The organism is Janthinobacterium sp. 1L-D-8-B-C4 (assembly GCF_057291295.1).
Genome location: NZ_JBXAVX010000005.1, coordinates 265,445 through 283,667, shown reverse-complemented (window position 1 = coordinate 283,667; position 18,223 = coordinate 265,445). Strand labels below are relative to the sequence as shown.

General features: G+C 60.1%; 19 protein-coding genes. 10 read left to right on the top strand and 9 right to left on the bottom strand.

The annotated features are described in order from the left end of the window. Positions 1-32: 32 nt before the first annotated feature. Positions 33-2,126, bottom strand: coding sequence for an AsmA family protein (locus AC0Z42_RS11760; protein WP_485468399.1), 2,094 nt, complete (start codon positions 2,124-2,126; stop codon positions 33-35). A 155-nt stretch (positions 2,127-2,281) separates the two neighbouring features. Further along, positions 2,282-3,313, bottom strand: coding sequence for an octaprenyl diphosphate synthase (ispB, locus tag AC0Z42_RS11755; protein ID WP_485468398.1), 1,032 nt, complete (start codon positions 3,311-3,313; stop codon positions 2,282-2,284). Between the two features lie 239 nt (positions 3,314-3,552). Between ispB and rplU the strand changes: the two genes are divergently transcribed. The 5 genes from rplU to proB all read left to right on the top strand — a co-directional run bounded on the left by rplU (position 3,553) and on the right by proB (position 6,954). Next, entirely contained in the window at positions 3,553-3,864 is a 312-nt protein-coding gene (gene rplU / locus AC0Z42_RS11750; protein WP_054268134.1) for a 50S ribosomal protein L21, read from the top strand. A gap of 40 nt (positions 3,865-3,904) precedes the next feature. After that, complete coding sequence (rpmA, locus tag AC0Z42_RS11745) at positions 3,905-4,177, top strand: 50S ribosomal protein L27 (RefSeq protein WP_094445744.1); 273 nt, start codon at positions 3,905-3,907, stop codon at positions 4,175-4,177. A 115-nt stretch (positions 4,178-4,292) separates the two neighbouring features. Next, on the top strand, positions 4,293-5,402 hold the full coding sequence (obgE, locus tag AC0Z42_RS11740; protein WP_485468397.1) for a GTPase ObgE: 1,110 nt from the start codon (positions 4,293-4,295) through the stop codon (positions 5,400-5,402). Positions 5,403-5,406: 4 nt separating this feature from the next. Next, positions 5,407-5,820: a hypothetical protein gene (locus AC0Z42_RS11735; RefSeq protein ID WP_485468396.1), complete on the top strand. Its 414-nt coding sequence runs from the start codon at positions 5,407-5,409 to the stop codon at positions 5,818-5,820. A 15-nt stretch (positions 5,821-5,835) separates the two neighbouring features. Beyond that, positions 5,836-6,954, top strand: coding sequence for a glutamate 5-kinase (gene proB / locus AC0Z42_RS11730; protein WP_485468395.1), 1,119 nt, complete (start codon positions 5,836-5,838; stop codon positions 6,952-6,954). 31 nt (positions 6,955-6,985) lie between these two features. Here proB and nth read toward each other — a convergent pair whose 3' ends face one another. After that, positions 6,986-7,633: an endonuclease III gene (nth, locus tag AC0Z42_RS11725; RefSeq protein WP_485468394.1), complete on the bottom strand. Its 648-nt coding sequence runs from the start codon at positions 7,631-7,633 to the stop codon at positions 6,986-6,988. Further along, positions 7,630-8,352, bottom strand: coding sequence for an electron transport complex subunit RsxB (gene rsxB / locus AC0Z42_RS11720; protein WP_485468470.1), 723 nt, complete (start codon positions 8,350-8,352; stop codon positions 7,630-7,632). The genes nth and rsxB overlap by 4 nt, the downstream gene beginning before the upstream one ends. 248 nt (positions 8,353-8,600) lie before the next feature. Here rsxB and AC0Z42_RS11715 point away from each other — a divergent pair, with 248 nt between their 5' ends. Next, complete coding sequence (locus AC0Z42_RS11715) at positions 8,601-9,404, top strand: substrate-binding periplasmic protein (RefSeq protein ID WP_485468393.1); 804 nt, start codon at positions 8,601-8,603, stop codon at positions 9,402-9,404. 67 nt (positions 9,405-9,471) lie between these two features. Here AC0Z42_RS11715 and AC0Z42_RS11710 read toward each other — a convergent pair whose 3' ends face one another. The 4 genes from AC0Z42_RS11710 to AC0Z42_RS11695 all read right to left on the bottom strand — a co-directional run bounded on the left by AC0Z42_RS11710 (position 9,472) and on the right by AC0Z42_RS11695 (position 13,269). After that, entirely contained in the window at positions 9,472-10,692 is a 1,221-nt protein-coding gene (locus tag AC0Z42_RS11710) for a polyhydroxyalkanoate depolymerase (protein ID WP_485468392.1), read from the bottom strand. Between the two features lie 221 nt (positions 10,693-10,913). After that, the gene (gene fdxA, locus AC0Z42_RS11705) at positions 10,914-11,237 is read right to left on the bottom strand and encodes a ferredoxin FdxA (protein ID WP_485468391.1); all 324 of its coding nucleotides are present in this window, start codon (positions 11,235-11,237) and stop codon (positions 10,914-10,916) included. A gap of 266 nt (positions 11,238-11,503) precedes the next feature. Next, positions 11,504-11,806 (bottom strand): protealysin inhibitor emfourin, encoded by a 303-nt coding sequence (locus AC0Z42_RS11700; RefSeq protein ID WP_485468390.1) that lies wholly within the window; start codon positions 11,804-11,806, stop codon positions 11,504-11,506. Between the two features lie 50 nt (positions 11,807-11,856). Further along, positions 11,857-13,269 carry a hypothetical protein gene (locus AC0Z42_RS11695; protein WP_485468389.1) on the bottom strand — a complete coding sequence of 471 codons (1,413 nt, stop codon included), beginning with the start codon at positions 13,267-13,269 and terminating at the stop codon, positions 11,857-11,859. A 150-nt stretch (positions 13,270-13,419) separates the two neighbouring features. Between AC0Z42_RS11695 and AC0Z42_RS11690 the strand changes: the two genes are divergently transcribed. From AC0Z42_RS11690 to proX, 4 genes are all read left to right on the top strand, one after another. Continuing rightward, on the top strand, positions 13,420-13,704 hold the full coding sequence (locus AC0Z42_RS11690; RefSeq protein ID WP_485468388.1) for a polyhydroxyalkanoic acid system family protein: 285 nt from the start codon (positions 13,420-13,422) through the stop codon (positions 13,702-13,704). A gap of 565 nt (positions 13,705-14,269) precedes the next feature. After that, on the top strand, positions 14,270-15,505 hold the full coding sequence (proV, locus tag AC0Z42_RS11685) for a glycine betaine/L-proline ABC transporter ATP-binding protein ProV (protein WP_485468387.1): 1,236 nt from the start codon (positions 14,270-14,272) through the stop codon (positions 15,503-15,505). Next, positions 15,502-16,599 (top strand): glycine betaine/L-proline ABC transporter permease ProW, encoded by a 1,098-nt coding sequence (proW, locus tag AC0Z42_RS11680; RefSeq protein ID WP_485468386.1) that lies wholly within the window; start codon positions 15,502-15,504, stop codon positions 16,597-16,599. Before proV ends, proW begins: the two co-directional genes overlap by 4 nt. 18 nt (positions 16,600-16,617) lie before the next feature. Further along, on the top strand, positions 16,618-17,682 hold the full coding sequence (gene proX, locus AC0Z42_RS11675) for a glycine betaine/L-proline ABC transporter substrate-binding protein ProX (RefSeq protein WP_485468385.1): 1,065 nt from the start codon (positions 16,618-16,620) through the stop codon (positions 17,680-17,682). Between the two features lie 121 nt (positions 17,683-17,803). On the opposite strand, the gene AC0Z42_RS11670 is transcribed toward proX, so the two are convergent. After that, positions 17,804-18,058 carry an acyl-CoA-binding protein gene (locus AC0Z42_RS11670; protein ID WP_485468384.1) on the bottom strand — a complete coding sequence of 85 codons (255 nt, stop codon included), beginning with the start codon at positions 18,056-18,058 and terminating at the stop codon, positions 17,804-17,806. Positions 18,059-18,223 lie beyond the last annotated feature (165 nt).

Here is an 18,223-nt window from a genome sequence, read left to right as displayed (position 1 = left end):
TTTCAAGCGGCGCGATCAAATCGGCGCGTGGTTTATTTTTTCTCCTGCTGCGCCTTCTTGATTTCCGCTTCCGTGACTTTTTTTGCCGGCGCATTGGTCGCTGGCGACTTTGCCGACTTGCGCACGGCTTTCGCTTCTGCCATCACGGCGGCGCAGTCGGTATCGGGTGCGCGGTCGACATTGATCAGGGGCAGCAGGGCGGCGACTGGGGCGACCACGGTGGCCAGCGCCACGGCGGCGCCTGCTTTCAGGGCCAGCGGGCCTTTTTGCGGGCCGACTTTCGGCTCCTTGAAGGTGCCTTTGGCGTACAGCGGAGTGCGCAGCGAGAAGATGCGGGCGCCCTTGGTTTTCGGGCGGATATCGAGATCGAGCGTTTCGCTGGCCAGGCTGACGTTGCCGGTCACGTTGACAACAGCGTTGTCGGTATCGAGCACGAAGCGGCGCACGTCGGCCACGCCGTTCTTGACGTTGAAATCGCTGGCCAGGCAGTTCAGCTGCACCTGTTTGTCGCCAAACACTTTCACGAACACAGCGTTGGCCAGGTTCAGGCCGGCCAGTTCCAGGATGAACTGGCTGACCGAGCCTTCGCTGACGGTGGCCGCCAGCTCGCCGTTGGCGCTGGCCAGCATGGCCGAGACCGAATTGCCGTGGCCGGTCAGGGCCGCGTCGGCATAGACTTCGCCGAAGCTGGCCTGCATCGATTGCAGTTTCGGGAACAGCTCACGGATCTTCAGATGGCGCGCCGCCACCTTGGCTTGCGCAGCGATGTTTTTCTGGCGGCCATCGAGCGTGATGTTGGAGGTGATGTCGCCACCGGCCATGCCGAAGTTCAGCGGCGTCAGGCTCAGCACTTTATCCTTCATGTGGATTTCCGCGACGATATCGTTGAACGGAATGTCGTGCGTACGCACCAGTTTCTTGCCGGTGAATTTTACGTCGGCATCCAATGCATCCCACTTGGCGGTGTTGAACTGTTCCACCGGCAGGGCCTTGCCGGCCGGCTGGTTGGCGGCCTTGCCGCGTGCCTGTTTCTTGGCGTTGCTTTCGGCGCCGATGGTCGGGCCCAGGTCTTCCAGGCGCAGTTGCTGCGAGGTCAGTTCGCCGCGCAGCAATGGGCGCGGCTTGCGCGGCAGGTATTGCAGGGTGCCGGCCAGATCGCTCTGGCCCACCTTGCCCTTGAATTTTTCATAGGTCCAGTTCCAGGTCTGGCCTTCCTTCTTGCCCAACAAGCGGCCTTTGGTGGCGTATTCCGGCGTTTCCGGCAGCAGCACGCCCGTCAGCGGATACAGGTCGGCCATGCTGGCGCCTGCCAGGCTCAGCTGCAAATCGATGCCGGACAGCGAGCGCGGATCGGTCAGGGTGCCGTCGACGCTGGCCTTGTTCTTGCCCAGCACGGCATTGGCCTGGATCGGGTACACAGTATGGTCGCCGGTCAGCGACAGCACGGCGCCGGCCTTGCCGCCGCCGGTCACTGGCGCCTTGCGGTAGGTGCCGCCCAGGGTAAAGGCGATGCCGTATTTTTCGACCTTTTCAGCTGCCGGAGCATCATTTGGCGTGGCGTCCGGCGCGGTCGAGCTGACCTTGGCGTTCAGGTCCAGGTCGATGGCCTGGTCGAGGTAGCGAATGGTGCCGGCGGCAAAGGCCATGCGCTGGATTTCCACGTCCCATTCCGACGGGCCATTGTCTTTCAGGGTCCAGCTGTTGCTGCCGTCGGCGCGGCGCTGCAGGGCGATTTGTGGCGCTTCCAGCGCCAGGTCGGTCAGCACCACGCGGTGGCTGAGCAAGGGCAGCAGATGCGTCGACACCACGATGCGCTGCGCGCTGGCCATCTGCTTGCCGGCCGTGGCCCAGTCCGGATTGCTCATCCGCACATCATTGGCGGTAATGGTTGGGCGCGGCACATAGCGGCGCCAGCCGGCTTCGGTCTTGAGTCCCTGGTGGAATTTGACTTGCAGGTCGCCGCCGATGACGAATTCGCGGCCCGTGCTTTCCGATACCTTGCGGTTGATATAAGGGCGCGCGCGGTTCCAGTCGAAGGTCATGATGAAAATAATGACCAGAAGAATCAATACCAGCAGAGTGCCCAGCGTCCAGCCAACAACTTTCAAAGGTTTTACGCGTGCCATAACAGATCCCGTTCATCATGATGTTTAAATCAATGTAGGGAAAATGTTCATGCGCGTCGGTTCGGTAGCATACTTAAGTGACCAAGCCGCCAGCCGAAGTGGCATGAAAAACGGCGCCATTGGCGCCGTTTCCATTCGTCCTGATGACACCGTGATCAGTGATTGCGAGCCACCGCAAACGAGCACAGTTGCAGCATCGATTGTTTATAGATGCTGTCGGGCCAGCCGGCAATCGCATCGGCCGCGCGTTTGCCGGCGATTTCCGCCTGCTGGCGCGTGTAGTCGAGTGCACCACTGCTGGTGACTGCCGCCAGGATGGCGTCGAAATGCTGTTCGTCGCCTTGCTCGATACAGCTGCGCACCAGTTCACGCTGTTCCGGCGTGCCGTTTTCCATCAGATAGATCAACGGCAGGGTCGGTTTGCCTTCGCGCAAGTCGTCGCCCACGTTCTTGCCGATTTCGGCGGCGTCGCCTGCATAGTCGAGCACGTCGTCAATCAGCTGGAAGGCGGTGCCGAGCGAACGGCCATATTCGGCAGCCGCTTCGATATCGGCTTCGCTGGCGCCGGCGATCAGGGCGCCCAGTTGCGCCGACGCTTCGAACAGCTTGGCTGTCTTCGAGCGGATCACCGTCAGGTAGCTTTCCTGTGTGACATCCGGATCGTGCATGTTCAGCAACTGCAGCACTTCGCCTTCGGCGATCACGTTGGTGGCGTCCGACAAAATCTGCATCACGCGCATATTGTCCAGCGCAACCATCAACTGGAACGAGCGCGAGTGCAGGAAGTCGCCCACCAGCACCGATGCGGCATTGCCGAACAGGGCGTTGGCCGTCTGGCGTCCACGCCGCATCGATGACTCATCGACCACGTCGTCGTGCAGCAGGGTGGCGGTATGGATGAATTCGACCACCGCCGCCAGTTCATGATGCGCCGTGCCGCGATAAGCATGGGCATTGGCGACCAGCAGGATCAACACGGGGCGGATGCGTTTGCCGCCAGCGCTGATGATGTATTCGGCGATCTGGTTGATCAGAATGACATCGGAATGCAGTTTTTGGCGGATCACCGTGTTGACTGCGTCCATGTCGGCGGCAATCGTTTCCACGATGGTGTTTTGGTTAACGTGTTTGTGAGCGTCAGACAAGGCGAACCTGCAATAGATTGTGGTGCGGCGATTATACGACATGGCATGCTGCCGCGTGCCGTTTGACTATGGCTACAGAACAATGATTGACTTTCCGACCACCGAAGCGCCGGCCTGACATCGTGTCCAGGTTGTCGACATACCACGATCACCGGGCTTTGTGAATAGTTTTTGACGCGATTTCTCAGTCCGTGTATAATCGCTGGTTCTCCCTGTTGTGCACGGCTTGCTTTTCACGGCAGTGGGACAAATTCTTTCAACATTTGATGAGGTTTCAAATCATGTACGCGGTCATAAAAACCGGTGGCAAACAATATAAAGTTGTCGCTGGCGAAAAACTTAAAGTAGAACAGATACCGGCAGACATTGGTTCCGAACTCACCATCGATCAAGTTCTCGCAGTAGGCGCGGGCGACACCATTAAGTTTGGTGCGCCATTGGTCGAAGGTGCAACGGTACTGGTTACGGTTGTGGCGCATGGTCGCCATGATAAGGTCAAAATTTTCAAGATGCGTCGTCGTAAGCACTACCAGAAGCATCAGGGCCATCGCCAGAATTTTACCGAAATCCAAATCGTTTCGATCAACGGCTAATCGCCGCTGTTTGAATTAATCAGCTATCAAGGAGTCTTAAATGGCACACAAAAAAGGCGGCGGCACAACGCGAAATGGCCGTGATTCAGAATCAAAACGTCTGGGCGTCAAAGTCTACGGCGGTCAAACCATCAATGCTGGCGGCATCATCATTCGTCAACGCGGCACCCCTGTGCGCGCTGGTGAAGGCGTAGGCATGGGCAAGGATCACACCTTGTTCGCGTTGATCGCTGGCAAAGTGAAGTTCGTTGTCAAAGGTGCTGGCTCGAAGCAGTTCGTCACCGTTGTAGCAAACGAAGCAGTACCAGCGTAATTTCAGCCCGGAGCGCCAGTCGCTCTGCTGGAATCGCATGATGTAAGGCGCAAGCCTTCAATCGAAAGGCTCTGCCCAAGGTAGAGCCTTTTTAGTTTTATGGCGGCACAAAATTATGAAGTTTATCGACGAAGCAAAAATCGAAGTCATCGCGGGCGATGGCGGCAACGGCTGTGCCTCTTTCTGCCGTGAAAAATTCCGACCTTTTGGCGGTCCCGATGGCGGCGATGGCGGAAAGGGCGGCACCATCTGGGCAGTCGCCGACCGCAATATCAATACGCTCGTCGATTTCCGTTTTTCTAAAATGCACAAGGCCAAGAATGGCGAACCTGGCCGCGGCGCCGATTGCTACGGCAAGGGCGCTGACGATATTCACCTGCGCATGCCGGTCGGCACCCTGATCGTCGACCATGCCAGCGGTGAAATCCTGGCCGACCTGACCGAACACGGCCAGATCGAAATGCTGGCCAAGGGCGGCGAAGGCGGCTGGGGCAATATCCACTTCAAGTCCTCGACCAACCGCGCCCCGCGCCAGAAGGGCGAAGGCAAGGAAGGCGAACGCCGCGAACTGCGCCTGGAACTGAAAGTGCTGGCCGACGTGGGCCTGTTGGGCATGCCGAACGCCGGCAAGTCGACGTTCATTTCGGCCGTCTCGAACGCGCGCCCGAAAATTGCCGATTACCCATTTACCACCCTGCACCCGAACTTGGGCGTGGTGCGCGTGTCGCACGAGAAAAGCTTTGTGATCGCCGATATTCCCGGCTTGATCGAAGGCGCTTCCGAAGGCGCGGGCCTGGGTCATCAATTCCTGCGCCATCTGCAGCGCACCGGCCTGCTGCTGCACATCGTCGACCTGGCGCCGTTTGAAACCAACGTCGATCCGGTCAAGGAAGCCAAGGCGCTGGTCAAAGAACTGAAGAAGTACGACGAGTCGCTGGTCGACAAGCCGCGCTGGCTGGTGCTGAACAAGCTCGACATGGTGCCGGAAGACGACCGTAAAAAGCTGGTCAAGGACTTCCTCAAGCGTTTTGGCTGGAAAGGTCCCGTGTTCGAGATCTCCGCGCTGAACCACCAGGGTTGCCCGGAACTGGTCAATGCCATCTACCAGCACCTGGAAGAGAAGAAACACAGCGAAAGCCGTGCCGAGGAAACGCAGATGACCGAAGAAGCACGCGGCATCTCGTCGATCGATCCGGACGATCCGCGTTTCAAGATCCTGGACTGAGCATTTGACGCCGGTACAGGCCGGCGCTGCCGCTTCCTTGCGCAAACTGGGCTGGCAGCGTCGTGTATTGCAGCTGATTACCGCCGCCTACGGGCTGGGCGCATTCGCCTGCCTGCTGTTCGCCGATGAGATGGCGGCCGGCATGGGCATCTTTCTCAATGGCGTGAACGGCTACAGCCAGTTTTACGCCACGCATGTCGGCCTGTGGGGTGCTACCGCACTCCTGGCGCTGTTCGCGGCACGGCAGGGCGAAACGCCCGTCTTCAGCGATGTCACTGCAATGTTGGTCCTGGCGCAGCCCGCCGGCCGCCTGTTCGCGGCCATCAGCTTCGGCTTGCCCCAGGGTTTGGTGTTGTACATGTGCGCGACGGAACTGGCGGCAGGGTTGGCTTTGCTGCTGCTGCGACCTGCGCGCTGACAGATAAGAGCCTCCATGGATTCCGTGATTCAAAAAGCTACCCGCATCATCATCAAAGTCGGCTCCTCGCTGGTGACCAACGACGGCCGTGGCCTCGACCACGCCGCCATCGCGCGCTGGGCCGCGCAGATCGCAGGCTTGCGCGCGCTGGGCAAGCAAGTGGTGCTGGTCAGCTCCGGCGCCATCGCCGAAGGCATGCTGCGCCTCGGTTTCGAGCGCCGCCCGACCGACATCCACGAACTGCAGGCCTGCGCCGCCGTCGGCCAGATGGGCCTGGCGCAAATCTACGAAAGCAGTTTCCGAGCGCACAGCCTGGGCACGGCGCAAGTGCTGCTGACGCATGCCGACCTGGCCGACCGCGAACGCTACCTGAACGCCCGCTCGACACTGACGACTTTGCTGCGTCTGGGCGTGGTGCCGATCATCAATGAAAACGACACGGTCGTCACCGATGAAATCAAGTTCGGCGACAACGACACCCTTGGTGCGCTGGTGGCCAACCTGATCGAGGCCGATGCGCTGGTGATTCTGACCGACCAGCATGGCCTGTTCTCGGCCGATCCGCGCAAGGACCCGAACGCGCGCCTGATCACGCACGGCGTGGCGGGCGACCCGGCCCTGGAAGCGATGGCCGGCGGTGCCGGCAGCAGCCTCGGTCGTGGCGGCATGCTGACCAAGATCCTCGCTGCCAAGCGCGCCGCCAAGTCGGGCGCCCACACCATCATCGCCTGGGGCCGCGACAGCGACGTGCTGAGCCGCCTGGCGCAAGGCGAAGCGATCGGCACCGAACTGCGCGCGCAGACAGGACAATTAACGGCGCGCAAGCAATGGATGGCCGACCATCTGCAAACGGCCGGCGCGGTGGTGCTGGACGCTGGCGCGGTGCAAAAGCTGACACTGGAAGGCAAATCATTGCTGCCGATCGGCGTGACGGCCGTACAGGGCGAATTTGGCCGCGGCGCCGTGATTACCTGCCTCGATGGCGGCGGCGTGGCGGTGGCGCGGGGGCTATCGAACTACACCAGCGGCGAAGCGCGCCGCATCATGCGCAAGCCGTCGACCGAGATCGAGGCGATTCTTGGCTTCATGGAAGGCCATGAGCTGATCCATCGCGACAATATGGTGTTGCTGTAATGCGTAAGGCGGCCCCGATGGGCCGCTTTTTTCAGGTCAGCGCCGGCATCGGCGACTTGTCCTTGTAGTCGCACAGGTCGGCAATCATGCAGTTCCAGCATCGCGGCTTGCGCGCGATGCAGGTGTAGCGACCATGCAGTATCAGCCAATGATGAGCATCGAGCAAGAATTCTTTTGGCACGAATTTGAGCAATTTTTGCTCGACGATCTCGACATTCTTGCCCGGCGCAATGCCGGTGCGGTTCGAGACGCGGAAGATATGCGTGTCGACCGCCATCGTCAGTTCGCCAAACGCCGTGTTCATCACCACATTGGCCGTCTTGCGGCCCACGCCGGGCAAGGCTTCGAGCGAGGCGCGGTCGCGCGGCACTTCGCCGCCGTGGTGCTCGAGCAGCATCTGGCAGGTGGCGATAACGTTTTTCGCCTTGGTGCGAAACAGGCCGATGGTGCGGATATAACTGGCCAGTTCGTCGACCCCCAGCGCCAGGATCGTCGCTGGCGTATTGGCGACCGGATACAACAATCGCGTGGCCTTGTTGACCGACACATCGGTCGCCTGCGCCGACAGCAGCACGGCGATCAGCAGCTCGAACGGCGTGGTGTATTCGAGTTCGGTTTTCGGGGAAGGGTTGGCGGCGCGAAAGCGCTTGAAAATTTCCAGGCGTTTGGCGGTGTTCATGCGTCTTTTTCCGGCGTGTCTTGGGTAGGCGGGGTGCTGGCGGCGGCCGCCTTGGCCGATGCGCGCGCCATGGCAGCGGCGATAATGGCGCGCTTGCGTTCTTTTTCGGCCGCTTCGGCGGTGGTGGCGGGCACTTCCTGCTTGAGTTCCTGCATCTTGGAGACGGCCTTGGCAGCGAGGCGTGCGTCGTTTTCCTCGGCCTCGCGGCGCAGCCGCTGCGTGCGGAAATCGTGGCGCGCACGTGCGTCATCGGCCTCGCCCTGGCTCCAGGCGTCCCAGCCGGTGGCCTCGCCGCTGACCGGATACATGACGATGCAGTCGACCGGACAGGGTGCCACGCACAGGTCGCAGCCGGTGCACAGGCTGGCCACCACCGTGTGCATCTGCTTGGCCGCGCCGGTGATGGCGTCGACCGGGCAGGCCTGGATGCACAGGGTACAGCCGATGCACAACGACTCATCGATATAGGCGAGGGAGCGGGGGCGCTCCAGGCCGTTGACGGGATTGAGTGGAATGACTTTTTTGCCCAGCAAATTGGCCAGCAGCGCGATGCCTTGCGCGCCGCCGGGCGGGCACTGGTTGATCTCGGCCTCGCCTGCGGCAATCGCTTGCGCGTATGGACGGCAGCCGTTGTAGCCACACTTGGTGCATTGCGTTTGCGGCAGCAGGTCTTCTATCTGGTCGGCAAGGGATGGGGGAGCTGGGAGCGGCACGGTAATCTTTAATGCTCAAAAACGTTATTATCGGCCATCTCGCCTGCGCACAAGTGAAAAACCTGCCAGGCGTAGGGAATAGCAGTCCATGAACGTGTATTTTATTTCCAACAGGAATTAATGACTTCCAATAAACAACTTTAAAAAATTGCTATTGTATGGGACGATACAGCCAATGTCATATCGCTGAAAACCGACCGAATTTCTCTGCGCCATCACGCTTGTACTGATACGCCGGGTGCCAGGAGCAATACATGCGTTTCCTCCGGACAGTTGGTTTGCCCTTCTGTTTGCTCACCTGTTGTGCTCTGTCTGCCGTCCATGCGCAGGTGGCGCCGGCTACGCGCATCGTGCGCTTGGCCGCCGATGACTGGCCGCCTTTCGTGTCGCCCAAGCTGCCGGCCGATGGCATGTCGGCCACCATGGTCAGCGCGGTGTTCGAACGCATCGGTTACGCGGTGAAATATGAATATTTCCCCTGGAAGCGCACCATGCAGTTTGGCCTCGGCGATCCCCGCTACGCCGGTTTCATGGCCGTGTGGCGTACGCCCGAGCGGGAGAAACTCTGTCATTTCTCTGTTCCTATTGGAAATACTCTCGCCGTGCTGGCCTATCTCAAGGAAGACGGTTCGCCCGGCGCCAGTTTGCACGAGCTGGGCAAGCTGCGCGTCGGCACGGTGGCCGGCTATGCCAATGGCGAGCAGTTCGATGCGATGGTGGCGCGCGGCGAACTGAGCACCGAAGAGGGACTGAACGATGCGACCAATCTGAAGAAACTGCTGATCAAGCGCTACCGCGTGATCGTCATCGAGCGCCATGTGCTGCAGCACTTGCTGATGGGCCCGGAGTTCAGCAAGGCCGAGCGCGAGCGCATTGCCTTTGTCGATACTGCTTTCAGGGAACGCTCCGTGCATGTCTGCTTCAAGCGCGACGCTGACGGCGCGCTGCAGCAAAAGCGCTTCAACGAAGCGGCGCGCGAGGTCGACCTGGCCCGGCTGGAGCGTGATTACTGGAAACGCCTGGACCAGTTGCTGGCCGGCGTGCCAGTTTTGCCTTGAAGATGAAAAAACGGCACGCCAGCAGGATGCCGGCGTGCCGTTTTTGAAGCAGCAGGACCGACCTGCGTCAGCCGTGCTTCTGGATGAATTCGCCGATTTTCGGGCAGATGATCTCGCGCCAGCGGCGGCCCGAGAAGATGCCATAGTGGCCGCATTTCGGCGCCACGAAATCTTGCTGCATGTCGGCCGGAATGCTGCTGCAAAGGTCATGCGCGGCCTGCGTCTGGCCGGCGCCGGAAATGTCGTCCAGTTCGCCTTCGACGGTAAACAGCGCCACGTTGGTGATGTCTTGCGGACGCACCAGCTGGCCGCCCACTTCCCATGTGCCCGTCGGCAGGCTGAATTCCTGGAATACCGTTTTGATCGTTTCCAGGTAGTACTCGGCCGGCATGTCCAGCACCGCGTTGTACTCGTTGTAGAACTGGCGGTGGCCTTCTGCCGGCTCGTCGTCGCCCGTCACCAGGTGCATGTAGAACTCGCGGTGGCTTTGCGCGTGGCGGCCCGGGTTCATGGCGATAAAGCCGGCGTGCTGCAGGAAGCCCGGATAGACCTTGCGGCCAAAGCCCGGGTAGTTCGGCGGCACGGCGTAGATGACGGTGTTTTCAAACCACGAAAATTTCTTTTCCGTCGCCAGGTTGTTCACTTGCGTGGGCGAGCGGCGTGGATCGATCGGGCCGCCCATCATGGTCATGGTTTTCGGCATGTGCGGATCTTTTGCCGTCGCCATCAGCGAAATGGCGGCCAGCACCGGCACGGTAGGCTGACAGACGGAAATTACGTGCAGGTCGGGCGCCAACAGGCGGATGAATTCCTGCACATAGTAAATGTAGTCGTCCAGGTGGAACGGGCCTTCTGCCAGCGGTACCATGCGCGCGTCAGTCCAGTCGGTGATGTAGACATCATGCTCGGCCAGCAAGCCGCGCACGGTGTCGCGCAGCAGGGTCGAGTGGTGACCGGAAAGGGGGGCAACCAGCAAGACTTTGGGCTGTTGCAAACCAGGAGTTTCTTTTTTGAAGTGAATCAGGCGGCAAAATGGTTTTGTCACGACAACGTGTTCGCGGATGTCGACGCTCTCGCCTTTGACGAGCACGGATTTGATATCAAATTGGGGTTTTTCGTAGTCTTTGCCAAGGCGGTACATCAGCTCGTAGCCTGCTGCGATGCGTTGCGAAAACGGGGTATGGGCCAGAGGGGAAACCGGGTTGGTAAATAACTTGGAGGACATGTCTGCCCATTGCATCACCGGAGTGAGGAAGGAGCGTTGCAGTTCGTGCAGTTGGTAAAGCATATAGAGTCCTTGTTTAATTCCAAGCGCCAATGCGGCTCAAAGATCATAATCCAATTCTATGACATTTGTTGAGGGCAAAATGTGCTTTACCGCGCACAGGGCCACACTTTGCGGCTTTCTGTGTCCATCCGCGCCACACTTGGATGGCAGTCGGTCAACCATGTTTTTAAAACAAAAAAAGCAACGTTTCCGCTGCTTTTTATCATGTTGCTTGCTGTGTTTTACTTGACCAGCAGGTGCAGCTTGTCCTTGACGTCCTTCATTTGCTCGGCTTCCGGCAAGGCTGCCTTGGTCTTGGTGATCGACGGCCAGTTACGCGCCAGGTCGACGTTAATCTTGATGAAAGCCTGCTGGTCGCCCGGCACGTCTTCTTCCGCGAAAATCGCGTTCACCGGGCATTCTGCCACGCATACTGCGCAGTCTATACATTCGTCCGGATCGATCGCCAGGAAATTCGGGCCTTCCCGGAAACAATCTACCGGGCAGACATCGACGCAATCGGTGTAACGACAGGCGACGCAGGATTCGGTGACAACGTGGGTCATAACAGTCCTATCAAATGGGGAGGTGCTGTAGCGCCTGCAGGAACTTCAACGGCGCATACTAAAGCAAAGCACCGTATTTTAAGGCAATTCGCTATTTCTCACAAATCCCGCTTATATACAATATGTATAAGCAAATTCATTTTTTTGGCCGCGCCACGCTCTGCAGGGGAAGTGTTGCAATGATCAAGGATTTCGCTGGCAACGATGGGCAAAAAAACCACAGCCATCGTGCCGCGTGTTTATTGAAGTCAACGATTTGCCAGAATTCAAGTGCTGGCGCGGATCTTTGCCACCAGGTTTTGCCAGCGCGCCGTGTCCACACTGCCATCCTCGGCAAAGGTGACGGTATGACGCGCCTCTGGCGCCTCGACGGTAATGCGCCATTGGGCAATATCGGCGCCTAGCGGTTCGCTGTCCTGCGCCATCGCGCTGGTGGGCGCGGCCGTGAAAAAGCCGCTGCCGGCCAGTGCCGCCTCCAGCGCCTGGCCGGCGGGATGGGCGCGTGTATCGATCTCGTAATGTTCGCGCAGGCCTGCAAAGCCGCCGCTGCTGGTGGCTGAAATTTTCATGGCGTTTCCTGTCGTTGGTGGTGGGGCTTATCTCGATTATCGCAATTATCTCAATCATGGCGCGGGCCGTAGTCGCGGCACCAGGCTGCCAGCGCCTCGCGTTCGGCATCGAAGGCCTGGTCGTCCGCGCTGTACTGGGCGTTGTTCATGGTACCGCAGCAGGCGCGGCGATCCTGCACGGCGCCGTCGTGATCCTCGGCACCGGCTGCAAACCCCGGCGTGCCGCCATCGTCGCCGTTGTCAGCGAGTTGCGCACCGAATACTTCGCGCACCGTAAAGCTGTTGCGGATAAAGTCCAGATAGGCATCCTTGCCATCGGCCTTTGCCAGCGAAAGCATCTGGTTGGCCACGTCGGCATAGGTGGCTGCGCGGCCGGGAGCGGCCAGCAGGGCGCGCAGTACCAGGCTGCACAGGTAGTCGGCGCACGCCAGCAGCACCGCGGCGTCGTCTTTCAGCTGTGGCCGGCGCTCATGGTCGAAGATGTCGGCCAGGATGTCGTAGATGGCGCCGGTAAATACCTGCGAGATGGCGTGCACCTCGGTGCCTGCCTGCGACAGCTTGATGTCGTTGTCGGCGTTGCGCAAGCCATTGGGGCGGCCCAGCGCCAGGCCGAACTGTTCGGCCAGGTCGGCCAGGAAGGTCTTGTCGTGCAGGTCGGCCTTGGTTTGCGCAATCACCGCTTCGACCTGATCCAGCTGCGACAAGGCCAGGAAGATGGCTGTCAGGTCGCCGAACGACTCGTGCAGGCCCCCTGTTTGCGGCGGGTTGCTGTTGAGCAGCCAGTTCGGTTTCAGGCCATCGAGCACGGCGTGGCCGGTTTCATGCGACACGATGTCAAGCGAGCGGCAGGTATACACGCGTTCGGTGGCGCCGCTGGGAATGAAGTCGCCGAATTTCAGGGCCCGCTCGCGGCGGCTGTAATAGGCGTTCATGACATTGGGCAAGCCGTGCGGAAACACGCGCAGCGGGTCGGTATTGCTGGCGCTGTTCCATTGCCAGGGCAGTGGCGCGGCACTGCCGTCAAATGCCAGCGCGCGCTGGAACATGGTCAGGGTCATGCGCACGATGGCAAAGGTATGCACGGCGTCGAACTGGTCGGTATTGGGCGAGACGATGAAGTCGCCAAAGGTGTTCGGGCTGACCTGGGCGATGCCGGGTTCGCCAAACGTGATGCGTGCGTCGCGCGGGCCCTGCAGGATCAGGCCGGGCAGGAAGGCCTTGCGCGTGCCCAGTTCGCTGACCGACGGATCCTGCTTCCAGACCAGCACGCGCGCGCCGGTGGACATGGCGGCGCTCTTGCGCACGGTTGCCTGGTTCAGGCGTGGCGGACCCGGCTGAAGCGTCAGCTGGGCCTGCTTGCGGTGCTGGCGGTAGGGGGCCGACGGCGTCGGCACATAGCCGACCGGCAGCGAGACGCATTTGGTCAGCACGGCTTCGATCGGCACGATGACTTTCTGGTCCATGATGGATCTCCACGACGGGGCGGCAGGAAGTGGAATAGTCGGCCCAGGCGGCGCTGCGGAGTTTGACCCTGCGCAAACGATGTGAGAGAAGGGGGCGACTGGTATCATGGCAGCCTTGGCACCACCCGTTTTGACGAAAAGGAAGGTTTGATGGCGGATATAAATATAGTTCAGCAACATAAGCTGACAGCGGAAAAAGCCCGCGCGGCGGCGCAGCAGGTGGCCGACAAGCTGGCCCAGGAATATGATTTGTCGTGCGCCTGGGATGGCGATGTATTGCGCTTCGAGCGCAGCGGCGTCGATGGCGAGCTGACCCTGGAGAAAGACCAGGCCCAGCTCAACCTGAAGCTCGGTTTCATGCTGAGCGCCTTTGCCCCCATGATTGAAAGCAAGATTACCGAGAAGATGCGCAAGGTGTTTACCGAGGCAGCCTGACGCTTTGACTACCTGTTTTTGATGACAAAGACAGCATCGTCGTTTCCTGGCGGCTAGTGTTTTCGCCGCCAGTTTTCCCCTGGATTTTGCTGCCTTATGTGTGCTGGCGAACATTGCTAGCATATTTCAATTTGGAAAGCTATTGGACTTTTGCGTCTTTTTGCGCTATACTTGACGCATATTTACAACAGCTACACCTTTGCAACACTCTGCTCCGCAGGCATTTTTCACTGATGCAGTGGAAAATAATCTCAGGGCCTTGCGCCCGCATCCAGCAAGCATTTTGACCCGCTTTTTTTGGTCAAATACATTTGGTTCCATGTATTTGCATGGTGCCGCGCGTCGCTAAAAGTCCTGAACCCCAGCCTCTTTTAGTGCGCACACAGACACCCCGGCATGGCTAGCGTCTTGCCGACAACACGCGTGTCACCCCTTTTTCCTGTCGCTCCCGTGCGCTTTTCAGCGCCTGTGCGTCGTCGACGGAAAAAGGTTTGCTGATTCCTGCCGCAGGCCTGAATGCCTGCCGGGTTTCAATCCATTCGTCCAATCGAGGGAGAACCACAACGTGGCAAAACAAATCATTATCGACCATGTATTCAAAGTGTTCGGCGACCAGCCGAAAGAAGCACTGGCACTGGTCCGTCAAGGCGCCAGCAAGCAGGAGATCCTGGCCCAGACTGACTGCACCATCGGCGTGTTCGACGCCACCTTCACGATCGAAGCGGGCGAGATTTTCGTCATCATGGGCCTGTCCGGTTCCGGCAAGTCCACCCTGGTGCGCATGCTCAACCGCCTTATCGAACCGACCGACGGCCGCATCATGATCGACGGCAATGACATCAATAGCCTGCCAGACAAGGAGCTGCGCGCGCTGCGCCGCAAGGACATCAGCATGGTGTTCCAGTCGTTCGCGCTGCTGCCGCAAATTACCGTACTCGACAATACCGCCTTCGGCATGGAACTGGCCGGCATGCCCAAGGCCGAGCGCCATGTGCTGGCCCAGCAAGCACTGGAGCAAGTAGGACTCGATGGCTATGGCGCCAGCTACCCCGACGAATTGTCGGGCGGCATGCAGCAGCGCGTGGGCCTGGCCCGGGCGCTGGCCTGCGATCCGTCGATCCTGCTGATGGATGAGGCATTTTCCGCGCTGGATCCGATCATGCGCACGGAAATGCAATCGGAACTGCTGCGTCTGCAACAGATCAAGCGCCGCACCATCGTCTTCATTTCGCACGACCTCGATGAAGCCATGCGCATCGGCGACCGCATCGCCATCATGAAGGATGGCCACGTGGTGCAAGTGGGCACGCCCGAAGAAATCCTGCGCAAACCAGCCGATGACTATGTGCGCAACTTCGTGCGCGGCGTCGATGCGGCGGCCGTGTTCAAGGCCAGCGATATCGCCCGCAAGAGCCAGATTGTGGTGTCCGAGTCGCCCACCCGCGGTTCGCGCGCCGCGCTGTCGATGCTCGAGGAGCAGGATCGCGCCTACGCCTATGTTGTCAGCCCGCAGCGCAAATTCCTCGGCGTGGTCTCGGCCGATTCGTTGCGCACGGCGCTCGACGGCCATGTCGGCCCGCTGGGCCTGGCCCACGCCTATTTGCCCGAAGTGCAGACCATTGATGCAGATGAGCCCGTTGCAGGCCTGTTCGGCCAGGTGGCGCAACTGCCTTACGCCGTCCCTGTGGTGGCCAACGACGGTAGCTTCCGCGGCGCCATCAGCAAGACCACCTTGCTGAAATTCCTCGACCGCGATACGCCAGCCATTGCCGAGCCACAATTACAGAAAGCACAAGCATGAACCCAACTACCGTTACCGCAGTAGAACCGGTCGTCGAACAGGCGGCCCAGATCAATCCATGGCTGCCGTCCGCGCCCGGCGACACCTCGTGGCTGGACGCTGCCGCGCCCGCCGTCACGCCCGAACATGCGAGCGGCTTTCACCTGACACAGATGTTTGACGGCTCGCTGCCGCTGGAAGCCTGGATCAACCAGGGCCTGGGCTGGGTGGTGGCCAATTTCCGTCCTTTCTTCCAGGCCGTGCGCGCGCCGATCGACGCCACCCTTACCGGTGTCAGCGACGTGCTGCTGGCTGCGCCCTCGCTGACGGTGATCGCCATCATCGGCCTCTTGGCATGGCAATTTACCAGCCGTACCCTGGCAATCGGCACCGTGCTGGCCTTGCTGGTGGTATCGATGCTGGGCATCTGGCCGGAAGCGATGATTACCCTGTCGCTGGTGCTGACCTCGCTGGTGTTCTGCATGATCATCGGTTTGCCGCTGGGGATCTTCCTGGCCAGCAGCGACCGCGCGCAAAACATCCTGCGTCCGTTGCTGGACGCGATGCAGACCACGCCGGCCTTTGTGTACCTGGTGCCGGTGGTGATGCTGTTTGGTATCGGCAATGCGCCTGGCGTGATCGTCACCATCATCTTCGCCTTGCCGCCGCTGGTGCGCCTGACCAACCTCGGTATCCGCCAGGTGCGTCCCGATCTGATCGAAGCGGCCCGCGCGTATGGCGCTTCGCCATGGCAGTTGCTGACACGCGTGCAGTTTCCGCTGGCCATGCCGAACATCATGGCCGGCATCAACCAGTCGTTGATGCTGTCGCTGTCGATGGTGGTGATCGCCTCAATGATCGCCGTCGGCGGCCTGGGCCAGATGGTATTGCGCGGCATTGGCCGCCTGGACATGGGCCTGGCGACCGTCGGCGGCCTCGGCATCGTGCTGCTGGCCATCACGCTGGACCGCCTGACGCAAGCGATGGGCCAGCCCCGCCGCGGCGTGCGTCACTGGTACCAGACCGGCCCGGCCGGTTTCGTGATGCGCCTGGTGCGCGGCAATCCGGCGCGCAAGGAAGACGCCGCGCCAGCCACCTTGGCCACCGCACAATAACAACAAGAAAGGATTTCTATGCATCAAGTTGAACATTTCAAAGTGACACAAAAATCGCAACGCAAGTTCCAGTGGTTGTCGTTCCTCGGTATTGCCGCGCTGGCCCTGAGCACCAGCCTGGCCATGGCGCAAATGCCTGTAGCATCCTTGCCCGGCAAGGGCATCAAGGTGCAGGCGCTGCAAAGCTCGATCGCCGAAGAAACCTTCCAGACCATGCTGGTTGAGCGCGCCCTGGAAAAGCTCGGCTACGAAATGCAGCCGGTCAAGGAAGTGGAATACCCGACCGCGCATATCGCGATTGCCAATGGCGACGCGACTTTCCTGGCGGTGCACTGGGACCCGCTGCACAAGGACTACTACGAGAACGCCGGCGGCGACGCCAAGCTGCTGCGCACCGGCCAGTATGCGGGCCCGGCCGCGCAGGGTTATCTGATCGACAAGGCAACTGCCGAGAAGTACAACATCACCAATATCGATCAATTGCGCGACCCGACCCTGGCCAAGCTGTTCGACCACGATGGCGACGGCAAGGCCGACCTGACCGGTTGCAACCCGGGCTGGGGCTGCGAGGCGATGATTGAAAATCACATGGACGCCTACAAGCTGCGCGAGACCGTGCAGCATGTACAGGGCAGCTATTCGGCGCTGATCGCCGACACCATCGGCCGCTACAAGCGCGGCGAGCCGATCCTGTACTACACCTGGACGCCGTACTGGGTCAGTGGTGTATTGGTGCCGGGCAAGGATGTGGTATGGCTGAAAGTGCCGTTCTCGTCCAATCCCGACAAGACCAACACCCGCCTCGACGATGGCAGCGATTATGGCTTTGCCGTCAACACCACGCGCATCGTCGTCAACCGCGCCTGGGCCGAGAAAAACCCGGCGGCCGTCAAATTGTTTGAAGTCATGCGGCTGCCGATTGCCGATATCAATGCGCAAAACGAGCGCATGCGTACCGGCCAGAATACGCAAGCCGATATCGCCCGCCATACGGCGGGCTGGATCACCTTCCACCAGAAGGAATTCGACGGCTGGATCGCAGAGGCGCTGGCGGCAGCCTCGCCGGCTGCGACCAAAAAGTAAGTGTTTGAGCAATAAAAAGTGGCTACCGATTTGGTAGCCACTTTTGCGTTAACCGCCAGTTTCAGTGGTTATTCGTGAGTTTTTCTGCAGTTTTGGCCGTTTTCGTGCCAAAACGAGCTGATCAGTCCTTCAAATCGTCGATCAGGTCGATATATTGCTGCTGCGCCTCTTCTTTCGAAGTGCCGGCCAGTGCGGCCCAGGCGTCGAACTTGGCGCGGCCGACGAAATCGGTCATGCCAGGGCGCTCACCGGTAGCGTCGCCACTGGACGCTTGCTTGAACAGGGCATAGATTTTCAGCAAGGTCATATTGTCCGGACGTTCGGACAGGGTCTTGGAATCGAGCTGGGCTTGATCGAATTGCTCTTGTAAGTTCATTGGGGCTCCTCAATGCTGGATGGATCATCGTAACGGGAAGGCGGCAGGCCTGGCGGAGTGGCCACCGTGCATGCCGCAGTGGCTGACATCATAGTGAAAAAACCGCGCGGCGCATTAGAGGGTAACCTCAAAAAAAACGCCGCCTGAAGAGGCGGCGCATGGTGC